12 protein-coding genes and 1 tRNA gene are annotated in these 12522 nt (G+C 41.0%); 6 read left to right on the top strand and 7 right to left on the bottom strand.

The genetic code is table 11. The annotated features are described in order from the left end of the window. Nucleotides 1-194: 194 nt before the first annotated feature. From DUT71_RS09800 to DUT71_RS09790, 3 genes are all read right to left on the bottom strand, one after another. Nucleotides 195-503: a helix-turn-helix domain-containing protein gene (locus DUT71_RS09800; protein ID WP_113662422.1), complete on the bottom strand. Its 309-nt coding sequence runs from the start codon at nt 501-503 to the stop codon at nt 195-197. 181 nt (nt 504-684) lie between these two features. Beyond that, on the bottom strand, nt 685-1950 hold the full coding sequence (locus DUT71_RS09795) for a site-specific integrase (RefSeq protein WP_162796013.1): 1266 nt from the start codon (nt 1948-1950) through the stop codon (nt 685-687). Nucleotides 1951-2198: 248 nt separating this feature from the next. Beyond that, nucleotides 2199-2271, bottom strand: a tRNA-Lys gene (locus tag DUT71_RS09790). Between the two features lie 208 nt (nt 2272-2479). Between DUT71_RS09790 and DUT71_RS09785 the strand changes: the two genes are divergently transcribed. From DUT71_RS09785 to DUT71_RS09765, 4 genes are all read left to right on the top strand, one after another. After that, a complete protein-coding gene (locus DUT71_RS09785) occupies nt 2480-3043 on the top strand; it encodes a UbiX family flavin prenyltransferase (RefSeq protein ID WP_113662348.1) in 564 nt (187 codons plus the stop codon). Between the two features lie 115 nt (nt 3044-3158). Then, nucleotides 3159-4481: a tRNA (N(6)-L-threonylcarbamoyladenosine(37)-C(2))-methylthiotransferase MtaB gene (gene mtaB, locus DUT71_RS09780; RefSeq protein WP_113662347.1), complete on the top strand. Its 1323-nt coding sequence runs from the start codon at nt 3159-3161 to the stop codon at nt 4479-4481. 483 nt (nt 4482-4964) lie between these two features. Continuing rightward, a complete protein-coding gene (locus DUT71_RS09770) occupies nt 4965-6119 on the top strand; it encodes a prolipoprotein diacylglyceryl transferase (RefSeq protein WP_113662345.1) in 1155 nt (384 codons plus the stop codon). 3 nt (nt 6120-6122) lie between these two features. After that, nucleotides 6123-6914, top strand: a complete 792-nt coding sequence (locus DUT71_RS09765; protein WP_113662344.1) for an inositol monophosphatase family protein — start codon at nt 6123-6125, stop codon at nt 6912-6914. Between the two features lie 168 nt (nt 6915-7082). Here the strand turns inward: DUT71_RS09765 and DUT71_RS09760 are convergent, their stop codons facing one another. The 4 genes from DUT71_RS09760 to DUT71_RS09745 all read right to left on the bottom strand — a co-directional run bounded on the left by DUT71_RS09760 (nt 7083) and on the right by DUT71_RS09745 (nt 10486). Then, nucleotides 7083-7631 (bottom strand): NifU family protein, encoded by a 549-nt coding sequence (locus DUT71_RS09760; protein WP_113662343.1) that lies wholly within the window; start codon nt 7629-7631, stop codon nt 7083-7085. A gap of 136 nt (nt 7632-7767) precedes the next feature. After that, nucleotides 7768-9114, bottom strand: coding sequence for an adenylosuccinate lyase (purB, locus tag DUT71_RS09755; protein WP_113662342.1), 1347 nt, complete (start codon nt 9112-9114; stop codon nt 7768-7770). A 107-nt stretch (nt 9115-9221) separates the two neighbouring features. Next, nucleotides 9222-9440, bottom strand: a complete 219-nt coding sequence (locus DUT71_RS09750) for a hypothetical protein (RefSeq protein WP_162796012.1) — start codon at nt 9438-9440, stop codon at nt 9222-9224. Further along, nucleotides 9440-10486: a hypothetical protein gene (locus DUT71_RS09745; RefSeq protein ID WP_162796011.1), complete on the bottom strand. Its 1047-nt coding sequence runs from the start codon at nt 10484-10486 to the stop codon at nt 9440-9442. The genes DUT71_RS09750 and DUT71_RS09745 overlap by 1 nt, the downstream gene beginning before the upstream one ends. Before the next feature lie 169 nt (nt 10487-10655). On the opposite strand from DUT71_RS09745, the gene DUT71_RS09740 reads away from it, so the two are divergent. Further along, entirely contained in the window at nt 10656-11744 is a 1089-nt protein-coding gene (locus tag DUT71_RS09740) for a sensor histidine kinase (protein WP_113662339.1), read from the top strand. Beyond that, on the top strand, nt 11741-12469 hold the full coding sequence (locus DUT71_RS09735; protein ID WP_113662338.1) for a LytR/AlgR family response regulator transcription factor: 729 nt from the start codon (nt 11741-11743) through the stop codon (nt 12467-12469). The genes DUT71_RS09740 and DUT71_RS09735 overlap by 4 nt, the downstream gene beginning before the upstream one ends. Nucleotides 12470-12522: the final 53 nt, after the last annotated feature.

Genomic DNA, 12522 nt, shown 5'->3' with positions numbered 1-12522 from the left:
CAATCGCAAGCAAGTGTTTTCCAGTTTTTAACAGGCCTGCCTTTAGTATCCCTCCAGTTGTGCTGTTGGTGGTATTCATAAAATTTTAGTGCTTCGCTCTCATCCAGCCCCTTTTGCATAAAATATATGCTAACAAACCTAAAGGGAGGCGGTACCTGCCGCCCCAGTCCACGTGTATTAAGAATATCCATTACCTACGGATGTTGGAATTTCCTCGAAGAAAACATTTGTTGTATGTCATCCTGGTCGTAATAGATTACCCCGCCAATTTTAGTGTAAGGGAGCGTTCCGTTGATACGCAGGTTCAACAATTTTCCGGCCGATATGCCCAGTATCTTACGTACCTCATCGGTTTTCAGCCATTTTTTGGGAGGTGGTGTACCATTAGACTTTAATAGCTTTTTCATGGCTTCCAGCAGTTCAAACTTAAACTGCTCCATATCTTCAACGGTCAATAGCTGTTCCCTGTACAGCCGGGGTCTGTTCTCTAAAGGATTTTTCATCTTGTCTTTATTTTTCAACTTCACATTATCATTTCCTCACTCCGAAAGACAATTCGGGATAACGACACCAAAAATACGAAACCCTTAGGCTAAAAAGTTTACACCTACAAATTCTGTACCTATGAGGAACATGGAAAAAGCCCATCCCATATTTGGGACGGACTTAATAAACAGCCAAAGTTTATGCCGATTTGCTTCCCAGCATAGAGACCGGCATTTTTATACTCAACCTGGCTTTCAGAAGCTTCATGTCCGAACTGACTTTCTGTGCCACAATCTTTGCATAAATCTGTGTCGTTCTTATAGATTTATGGCCCAATAGCGCACTGACCGTTTCCAAGGGTACACCGTTGGCCAACGTTACTGTAGTGGCGAATGTATGCCTTGCCGTATGTGTAGTCAGGTTCTTGTTGATGCCGCAGATATCAACTATTTCCTTCAGATAGGCATTGAACTTCTGGTTGCTCTTCAACGGGAGAAGGGTGTTATTGGCAACACAAGAGGGATGGTTTTCATACTTTTTTATAATCTCTTTGGCTACTGGCAACAAGGGTACGTTTTCGCGGCACCAGGTCTTTTCCCTATTCTTGACAATCCATTCTTCTCCGTCAAAAAACGTGGTAACATGTTCAGGGGCAAGCATACTTGCATCCTTGTAGGCAAACCCTGTAAAGCACATAAACAGGTAAGCATCCCTTATTTCCTCCAAGCGTTTTATGGGCATCTTCTTTGAATACAGGAGTACTAATTCATCGTCGTTCAATATATCCCTGTCGGGGTCTATATACGAGCACTTATAACCGGTAATGGCATTCTTCCTTACCCAATCCCGTTCAAGTGCGGTCTTAATGACATGTTTGGTATTCTTGATGTGCTTCATGGCCGAGTTGTTTTCTAAACCCTGTTCCAGCATCAGGAAATCGGTAAAGTCCTCCGCAAAGGAGTAGGTGATCTTCTCCAATGCCATGTCCGCAACATTGTACTCCTTTTTAAGAAAGGAGCATACTTTGTCCCTCGTTCCCTTTAGCTTAACGAGGGTAGGCCTAGCCCTAAGCCCTTTTTCTACCTTTTTCCCCATTCTTTCGATCACAAAATCGAAGGCCTGTAATAATGTCTTTTCATTCTGGCGCTTTGTTTTACCCTGGAATGCCTCTTTTACCATAGCCGCCGAAACATAGTCGTACCGGGATGACAGCAGATCGTAATGCTGCCGGAGTTTACCCTTTACACGGTCAATAACCGTATTGATCAGACGGGCCTCCTGTGAACTGCCGCGGGCCATTCCGGCATCCTGGCTCCACATATTGGCATTTATCTTCTGCCCGAGCGAGAGCTCGGCTCTTTTGCCGTCCACGGTAAGCCTTACCGTAATGGGCGATTTGCCATCTTTTGTTGTCCTGGCCTTTTCCAGCATCAGCAAGATGGAAAGCTTTTCGTTAACCTTCATAACACATTTTTTAGGTGGTTGAATAATTGCTTTGCTCAATCCTAAAAACCCTACGCACAAATCCATTGGGTCAATCGAGGGTACCAATTTAGACAAATAGAATGGGTACCCGAATAGGTACCCTACATGTCTGTAATTCTTTGTTGTTATCTGTTATGCTTTTCTCAACAGAACCGCATATTTGAGCGGTTTTAAACGAAAAAAGCCACTCTAAAAGAGTGACTTTGCGGACCGGACGGGCCTTTTTGTGATCCCGCTGGGATTCGAACCCAGGACCACTACATTAAAAGTGTAATGCTCTACCAGCTGAGCTACGGAATCTTCCTTCGTTCTAAGGAGGTGCAAATATAGAAACATCCAGTTTTACCTGCAAATAAAAAATGCTTATAAGTTGTACTGCGTTGATTTTTAGTCGGATTATTTGCAACCTGCCTATTTTGCACAATGAATAAAAGTTCCTTTAGTCCATTAAAACGTCACATTTGCGATTTTACCTACACATTAAAATACGCATTGTATATTTGTGCTTATGCAAAAGAGAAAAATTGTAGTAGCAGTTACAGGTGCAAGTGGGTCTATTTATGCTAAGTTGTTGTTAGATGATCTTCGCAAGCTGTCGGCACAAGTAGAAAAAATAGGCGTTGTGATGTCTGATAATGCTAAGGAAGTTTGGCAATATGAACTGGGCAACGACCACTACAAACACTACCCATTTGACTTCTATGCCAAAACAGATTTCAATGCGCCTTTTGCCTCCGGATCTGCAAAGTACGATACCATGATTATTGCACCTTGTTCCATGGGAACCTTGGGGCGTATCGCCCATGGTATTTCTAATGACCTGATCTCGAGAGCTGCCGATGTTATCTTAAAAGAGCGCAGGAAACTGATTGCTGTAGTACGTGACACCCCCTTCAGCCTCATCCATCTGCAGAATATGAAACTGGTGACCGAAGCAGGAGGGATCATCTGTCCAGCCAACCCATCTTTTTATAGCTTGCCCAAAACCATTGAAGAAGTGGCGCAAACCGTGGTAGATAGGGTGATTGATTTAGCAGGATTAGAAAAGGAAAGCTACCGTTGGAACGACTAGCACGTGGTAAGTTTAAAGCAGGACACTAAAAGTGGCGTTTTAGGTTTAACTTATGACTTAAAAGTTACCACAGGTAATCTACAACTTATCACATTTTCGTATCTTTGCTGCCTTAATGAAAAAAGTAGCTTTTTATACACTGGGTTGTAAGTTGAATTTCTCCGAAACTTCAACCATAGGCAGGTTGTTCACCGATGCTGGTTACAGCGTGGTTGAATTTACCGATAAGGCAGACGTGTACGTGATCAACACTTGTTCAGTAACTGACCATGCCGATAAAAAATGCAGGAAGGTAGTAAAAGAAGCACTTAAATATTCGCCTAATGCCTATGTAACCATTGTAGGTTGTTATGCTCAGCTCAAACCACAGGAAATTGCCGAGATTGAAGGTGTTGACATGGTTTTAGGTGCTGCCGAAAAATTCCGTATCGTAGAGTTTATTACCGATTTGACCAAACAACCCAAAGCGGTAGTGCACCAACAGGATATCGAAAAAGTTAACCATAATTTTATTGCAGCTTATTCTATTGGCGACAGAACCCGTACTTTCCTAAAAGTGCAGGATGGTTGCGATTATCCTTGTACCTATTGCACCATTCCTTTGGCCCGTGGCGGCAGCCGTAGCGATACCATTGAAAGTGTGGTTCAAAAAGCGCAGCAAATTGCAGCTAGTGGTGTCAAAGAAATTGTACTTACAGGCGTAAACCTTGGCGATTTTGGCATTAGAGCAGGAAAAAGGGAAGATCGCTTTTTTGACTTGGTGAAAGCTTTGGATGAGGTGGAAGGAATCGAGAGAATCCGTATCTCATCTATTGAACCTAATTTGCTGAGCAATGATATTATTGAATTTGTGGCCAGCTCCAAACGTTTTGTGCCGCATTTCCATATACCATTACAATCGGGTTCTAATAAAATTTTGGGCCTAATGAAACGTCGCTACCAACGCGAACTTTATGTGGACAGGGTAGCTAAAATTAAAGAACTGATGCCTAATTGCTGTATCGGGGTGGATGTAATTGTGGGCTTCCCAGGCGAAACTCAAGAAGACTTTCTGGATACCTACGAATTCCTAAATGGCCTGGATGTTTCTTATTTGCACGTATTCACCTATTCGGAGCGTGAACAAACCGAAGCGGCCATCATGAAAGGTAAAGTAGCTGGCAGCACTCGTTTTGAGCGTAATAAAATGCTGCATATCCTGTCTGATAAAAAACGAAGAGCTTTCTACGAATCGCAGATAGGTGCAAATGCTCAAGTGCTTTTCGAAGACGATCAAAAAAATGGTTTCATGCATGGTTTCACTAAAAACTATGTGAAGGTAAAAGCCAAATACGATCCTTTAATGGTAAATGAATTGAAGGAAGTTAGATTGGTAGCCCTCACCGCCGATGGTGAAGTGGAAGTTGCAGAGCTGGAAACCGTTTACGCACATCATTAAGATTTACGAGTTACGATTTTAGGTTGAAATAACTGCCTTTGTAATTTTAAACATTAAGGCTTAATATACTTAATTGTTTAATGGTTGATTTTATGGCGAATCTATTTAGAAAAGCAACTTCAGTAGCTCATCACAACGCTAGTCCCGCTTTACATTTCAATCTTTTTGTTGGCCCCTTCCCCAAACCTCATAGGTTGATCGGTATGATGCAAGGGGAAACCTATGAGGTTTTTCCCGCACCAAAAAGGATTTCCATTGCAATCGGGTTTATAGCACATTAACCTGTGCATAAAACTTGCCAGCTAAACCCGATAGGAGCGAGCACGCAGCGTAGCGAAGTAAAGCGGATAGCGGGACTACCGCAACGATAAGCACAGAACCATGCTTTTCTAATCCTAAAAATGACTTTGTAAAGGCTTAAAAAGCTCTTGAAAAGGGCAAAAGAATGGGCAAATTTTATATATTCGCCTAAACTTTTTACGTATGTTCCCAACCGTATCACATTTTATTTCGTATTTATTTGGCATTGAAGTGCCATTGCCTTTTAATACGTTCGGTGTATTTGTCGCGTTGGCCTTTTTGGCCGCTTATTGGGCTTTTAGCAAAGAGCTTCAACGCAAGGAAGCGCTAGGATTGATTAAGCCCACCAAGCGCATAACCACCATAGGCGAGCCTGCCAGCACTTTGGAATTGGTTTCGAATGGTGTTTTTGGCTTTTTAATAGGTTATAAATTAATCTATGCGTTGGTGAACTACCAGTTGTTTGTGGCCGATTCGCAAGAGGTTTTGCTTTCAACCAAAGGCAACCTGTTGGGAGGCTTGGCTTTGGCGGCGCTTTTTGTGTACTGGTCCTATAAAGAAAAGGAAAAAACTAAGTTGCCTAGCCCCAAAAAAGTGGAAGTAACCGTACGTCCACACGAACTGATGAGCAACATGGTTGTTTGGGCAGCCGTTTGGGGCTTTTTAGGCGCTAAAATATTCGATAACCTAGAGCATTGGGATACTTTTGTTAAAGATCCTATTGGTGGCCTGCTTTCTTTTAGCGGTTTAACCTTTTACGGCGGTTTGATTTGCGGCGGTGCCGCGGTATTGTATATTGCCCGCAAAAACGGCATCAAGCCGCTTCACATGCTTGATGTTGGTGCGCCCGGAATGATGTTGGCGTATGGAGTTGGCCGTATTGGCTGCCATCTTTCTGGTGACGGTGATTGGGGGATTGTGAACCTCAACCCTAAACCGTTTAGCTGGTTGCCAGATTGGTTGTGGGCCTATACCTATCCAAACAACGTAGCGGGCGAAGGCAACCCAATTCCTGGTTGTGTGGGCAAATTTTGCAATGAATTAGCGCAGCCAGTGTATCCAACGCCTATTTACGAAGTGATTGCTGCACTGTTGATTTTCTGGTTTTTGTGGAAAATTAGAACCAAGGTGAAATTGCCTGGGGTAATGTTCGGTATTTATTTGATGTTTGCCGGTGTGGAGCGTTTCCTGGTAGAATTGATCAGGGTAAACTCTAAATATACCGTAGCCGGAATTTCATTTACACAGGCCGAGCTGATCTCATTGATCTTGTTTATTGCTGGGATATTGCTGATCTCATATTCATCTAAAAACAAGGATAAACTAGCAAATTACTAGCAAATGAACTACGAATTATTGTGTAACAAGGTAATTGCCATTGCTAGGCTTACGGGGAACTTTATTAGGAAAGAATCCTTAAACTTTGATGATGCCAAAATAGAATATAAGGGACTTAACGACCTTGTTTCGTATGTAGATAAAACAGCAGAGCGACAATTGGTTAAAAACCTCAAGAAAATATTGCCTGAGGCTGGGTTTATTACCGAAGAAGACGAAACGGAAAATACCTATAACCAACCTTTTACCTGGATTATTGATCCTTTAGATGGTACCACTAACTTCATCCACGGAATTCCAACTTTTTCGATCAGCATTGCACTTTACGAAGGTTTAGAGCCGGTATTGGGCGTGGTATATGAAATTAACAGGGGCGAGATGTTCTACTCCTACAAAGGCGCTCCGGCTTATTTGAATAACAAGGAAATTAGGGTATCGCAAGCTAGTAATTTATCACAGTGTTTGCTGGCCACTGGTTTCCCGTATTATCAGTTTGACAAGCAGCCTCAATACATTCAATTATTTACCGAAATGATGCAGAAGTGCCATGGTTTGCGTAGGATAGGTTCGGCTGCGGTTGATTTGGCCTACGTAGCTTGTGGCAGGTTTGATGCCTATTTCGAATATAACCTGAATTCATACGATATGGCCGCCGGTGCATTTTTGGTGAAGCAAGCCGGCGGACAATTGCACAATTTTTCTGGCGGCAACGAGTATTTGAATACCCGGGAAATTGTCGCTTCTAATGGGCTAGTTACCCAGGAAATTTTGGACACGATTAAGAAGCATTTTTAACTTTCGTTAATTCGTTCGTCATTGCGAGGTACGAAGCAATCTAAAGGGTATAAAGAGATTGCTTCGTACCTCGCAATGACGCTAATCAGTAGCCGCTTTCTATATCAAAAAACATAAAAAAGCCGCAGTAGGTGATACTGCGGCTTTCATTATTTAACCAATGCAATCTTATAATGCTTCAGAAACAACTTCTTTTACTTCTGGCACCATACGTTGCAATAAATTTTGAATGCCTGATTTCAAGGTGATGGTGCTTGACGGGCAACCACTGCATGAACCTCTCAATTCTACCGTTACAATGCCTTCTTCAAATGATTTGTAGGTAATTGCACCACCATCTTGCTCTACCGCAGGGCGAACATAGTCGTGTAGGATTTGTTGGATTTTAATTTCAGTTTCAGAACCTTCAAAGTTAGGTGCTTCCTCTGCAGCGTCCTTAATTTTTAGTTCTGCTTCCACAGCACCTTTCACAAACTCTTTTAAAATCGCTTCGATATCGCTCCATTCTGCATCATCAGTTTTAGTGATGGTTACAAAATTACTGGCAAAGAAAACACCATTTACAAAGTTGAACTTAAAAAGTTCTTTGGCAAAAGGTGAGCTTTCAGCACTTTCTCTGGTCGCAAAATCTTCACTGCCATTAATTAAAAGCTTGTTCACCATGAATTTCATGGTAGCAGGATTAGGAGTTTGCTCTGTATATACGTTTATGGTCATGTCTAATCAAATTTACAAATACAAAAATATATAATTGCAATGCCAACTCATGTCTATTTTAGGTCATTTATCTTTTAGTGGCTAAGAACTCGTTTAAGTCCCAAACAACTAAAAAACAAACCAACCAACCAACCAACTAAAAAATGCCTGTATAGCTAAATGGCGTAATTTGTTTCAATTCTGCTTTAATGCTATCGCTAACCTCTAAACCGTCGATAAATACAGCAATGGTTTCAGCGGTAATTTTCTGGTTAGTTCTGGTGAGTGCTTTTAAAGCTTCGTAAGGATTAGGATAGGCTTCTCTACGCAATACCGTTTGGATAGCCTCGGCAACTACTGCCCAGTTATCTTCCAAATCAGCATCAATGGCCTGTTGGTTGAGGATGATTTTGCCCAAGCCTCTCATGGTCGAGTTGATGGCAATTAAAGTATGCGCCATTGGCACGCCAATATTTCTCAGTACGGTTGAGTCGGTTAAATCTCTCTGTAAACGAGAGATTGGCAATTTAGCCGCTAAAAATTCAAAAACAGCATTGGCAATTCCGGCATTTCCTTCCGCATTTTCAAAATCAATAGGGTTTACCTTGTGCGGCATGGCCGATGAGCCCACTTCACCCTCTTTAATTTTTTGTTTGAAGTAGTTCTTGGAAATATAAGTCCAAATATCGCGATCAAGATCGATGATGATGTTGTTGATGCGTTTCAGAGCATCACATTGTGCCGCAAACTGATCGTAATGCTCAATTTGGGTGGTATATTGGGCCCTGCTTAAACCTAAAACTTCATTTACAAAGTTATTGGAAAAATCAACCCAGTTAATTTGAGGATAAGCAATGTAGTGTGCATTGAAATTTCCTGTAGCACCGCCAAATTTTGCACCGTTTGGAACATTTTTTAGATTGGCCAATTGTACTTTCAAGCGCTCTACAAACACCATAAACTCCTTGCCCAGTTTGGTTGGCGAAGCGGGTTGTCCGTGGGTGTGTGCCAATAACGGTACATTTTTCCATTCTTCGGCCAGTTCACTTAGTTTTTCAATCAATTGCTCCAAAGCGGGCACATAGCTTTCGGTTAAAGCCAATTTGAAAGTATAAGGAATAGCAGTGTTGTTGATATCCTGTGAAGTTAGGCCAAAGTGGATAAACTCTTTATAAGCTTGTAGGTTCAGGCCATCAAATTTGGCTTTGATGAAATACTCTACTGCTTTTACATCATGGTTGGTTACGCTTTCGGTATCTTTTACATTTTGCGCATCAGCTTCGCTAAAAGATTGGTAGATGTCTCTTAACTGTGGGAATAAGCTCCTGTTAAAACGCTCAGTTCCGGGTACATTGGCTTCAACCAAGGCAATGAAATACTCAACCTCTACCAAAATGCGATATTTGATCAATGCGTACTCAGAAAAATAGTCGGCAAGTTTAGCGGTGGTTTTTCTGTAACGGCCATCAATAGGGGAAATAGCTTGTAGCGGAGATAAAGTCATATTTTGCTGATTTTTATTAAGATGTGCAAAGTTAACATTTGTTGGCTATTAACATAGCCGAAAAAGCAAATAGACTAGTGCCGTACCATATTAGATTGGTTTGGCAACTAAAAAAGCTCTGCACATTGATAGCCCAGTTTTTTAAGGCTATCTACCACTTTTTGGGACGAAATTCGCTTCCCTTCGATACGTAAGATGCGATCACAGTCCTGCAGGTCAAAATGAAACTGGCAGTCGGAAACCAATTTTTGTAAACACAGCATAATGTAGCCGGCATCCTTAGCGTTAACTACGTTCGTTTTAAAAATTTTGATATCATTCATCATTAGATTGAAATTTTACTTTTGCCCTTGGCAAATGGATTAAAGGAAATACCCAGATTTAAATACATGGCACCGTTAGGTTTAGCTTCAAAAACATAGTTGTCAAACGACTTGCTCTTTTCAAACACCCGCCCCGAAGTGATGCTCTTGTAGCCTGTTTTAAGGGTTCCTATCAATGAACCGCCGAAATAATGTTCGTAAATGGCACCCATGTTAATTTCAATTTGCCTAAATTCATGCGTTCCAGATGATCTGTTGAACTGATAAAGGTAAAGACCTGTACCGTCAAGTTCGCCACCAAGTGAAATCCTGCCATTGCCAAAAACTTCTTTTTTAAGAAGTAATCGTTGTGGTAAAACAATATCAAGGGCCCAGTTTCTTTTAAATTTATGTTCATAGGAGAAAGTTGGGATGACCGGAATTTGTGCGCTAGGATCAACAATACCCACCAAGCCAAGTGTCATTTTGGTTTTTAAATTGACTTTCAATACCATGGTAGCGGTAAACAGCCCTTTTACCCTTTCGAAATTTTTCTCGCTGCCATCCACTGCTACAGCGCCAGAGTAAATCACCGTTTTATCTAAAAGTTTTGAGAAATAGGCGATACTTAAGGCAGAGGTATGGTAATGGTAGCTATTTTTGGTAATGAGCTGCATTTGGCTAGCAGGATCAGTATATACGGCGGTAGCGCCAATGTGCCGATAGGTAAATGACCCACCCAGCGACCATCTTCTTTTTTGAATGAAGTTTTGGTTGAGGTTAATCTTTGTTTGGTACATGTTGGTGATTTCACCATGGGTTTGCGGGCCATTTAATAAGGTAGAGTTGAATTTGTGCGAGGCCAACTGGTAATGCTCAATATTGAGTACCCGGGTTGAGGGAAATTTATCAGCCACATAGGCAGTAATTTTTTGGGGAATGCTATCTTTCTTTTGCCCAAAGCAGGAACTGCCAATGAGCAACAAAACAAAAGACAGGGGAGCGTTTCTATTAGAAGTAAGAATTTTGAGGAGCGATCTTGGGGGGTACTTCGTTAATCGTAAAGGCATTTTTTGTTTTTAATGCAAAAAAGAAGAAAGTGTGGCAGGTTTTATTTCTTTTTATACCAAGCTTGCCTTTTTTTATACTAAGGTAAGTTTGGTATAATTTTAATGCCGTTTCGTATAATTTATAGCCCTCTTAAATGCTATATATCGCTATTTTTGAGACAATTTGAATATGAAAGACTATTTTTCTGTGGATGATGGCTCCAAGGCTTTTCAAAATAAAAAGCTGATCAGTTTTTTAATAGATAAGCACTACGCTTACGTGAGGCATGCTATCATGCTATTGAGTTTATTGTTGATATTGTTTAATGCCAAAGCCAGCAACGATTATAGTGGCAGCTATGAACAATATAGCTTATTGGTTTACTACTCCGTCATTGTTTTTTTGGTATACATCAATATCTATCTGTTAGTGCCCATGTTTTTCTTTAAGGGCATGTACATTGCCTATTTAACGGTATTAATGGTGTTGCTGGCTTTGGTGTTATCTATCATGTTTTCGGTGATTGAAAAGTATTTTGAGCCTTATCGTATTTTGGAGCGGCATCCTATCAGTTTAACTAGGGTGATTATCTCTGGCGTGGTATTTTTTGTTCCCTTTATTATGGTATCAACCACTATTAAATTGGTGCAGCGTTGGATTAAAGATAACGAGCGGATCAGCGAAATGAAAAATATTACCCTAAGGATGGAACTCAATGGCCTCAAGAACCAGATTAATCCCCACTTTTTGTTCAATATGCTGAACAACGTAAATACCTTGGTGAAGGTTAACCCGCAAAAGGCATCATTGGTAATCTTGAAATTATCCGACTTTTTGCGCTACCAACTTTATGATAATGATGAAGAATATACCAACCTCGCAGCCGAACTGGATTTTTTGTCGAATTTTCTCAACCTGGAAAAGATAAGGCGGGATGATTTTGCCTTTGACATTAATGTTAGCCACGGAAATAAAACCATATTATTGCCGCCTAACCTTTTTACTACTTTTGTGGAAAATGCCGTAAAACATAGTGCTGATGATACCGGTGGCCATAGTTATGTTCATTTACGGATTGTGGCAGATGAAAGCCGCTTGCATTTCAGGTGCATTAATTCCATTGTGGGCCACGAGCGGTTTCGGCCTGCGCTGGCTAGGGGAGGAATGGGCCTAGCCAATATTAAAAGGAGGCTGGAACTGCTGTATGCCAATAACTATCACCTTACTTCAGAAACATCCGCTAAAGAACATGTTGTAAATCTAATCATTCCCATATGAACTGTATCATTGTAGATGATGAGCCTTTGGCCCGAGAGGGCTTACAAGCATTGATAGCGGAAGTTGCCGATCTGGAAATTGTTGGGAAATTTTCAAGTGCTTTCCTTGCTTCCGATTTTTTGGCAAGGAATGAGGTAGACCTGATTTTTTTGGACATTCAGATGCCCAAGGTTACCGGATTGGAATTTGCCGCTCAAATCCCAAAGCATACCTTGATCATTTTTACAACGGCCTATGAGCAATATGCCTTAAAAAGTTACGATTTAAATGCTTTTGACTATTTGTTAAAGCCCATAGGTATTGAACGTTTGGCCAAATCAATTAGCAAGGCACAGGCCTATAAAAAACTGTTGTTGGCTAAAGCATCCAAAAACAGCTCCGATGAAGACGATCAGGAGTATTTGTTGATCAAGGCCGATAGAAGACAGTACAAAATCAACTTTAGGGATATCCAATTTATTGAAGGGCTAAAGGACTACGTGATTGTTTACAGTGGAAATCAGAAACTTATTACCGCAATGAACTTGAAAAATATACAACGAAAAATCAGTTCAGCCAGTTTTTGTAGGGTAAGTAAATCATACATTGTGAATATAGATCATGTAGTTTCATTTGACGCCCGTACAATATATATTGATCCGTTCGAAATTCCTATTGGAGAAATTTATCGAATGGATTTTTTGGAGCGATACTCATTGAGATTTACCCAGGGGCGAAAAACTTGAGGTAAAAAGATGCTATCATAAAAAAAGTCCCACATTTGCGGGACTTTTTTTAT

It is taken from the genome of Pedobacter nanyangensis, from assembly GCF_003313505.1.
GTDB lineage: Bacteria > Bacteroidota > Bacteroidia > Sphingobacteriales > Sphingobacteriaceae > Pedobacter > Pedobacter nanyangensis.
This window is presented reverse-complemented; position numbering and strand designations above follow the sequence as displayed.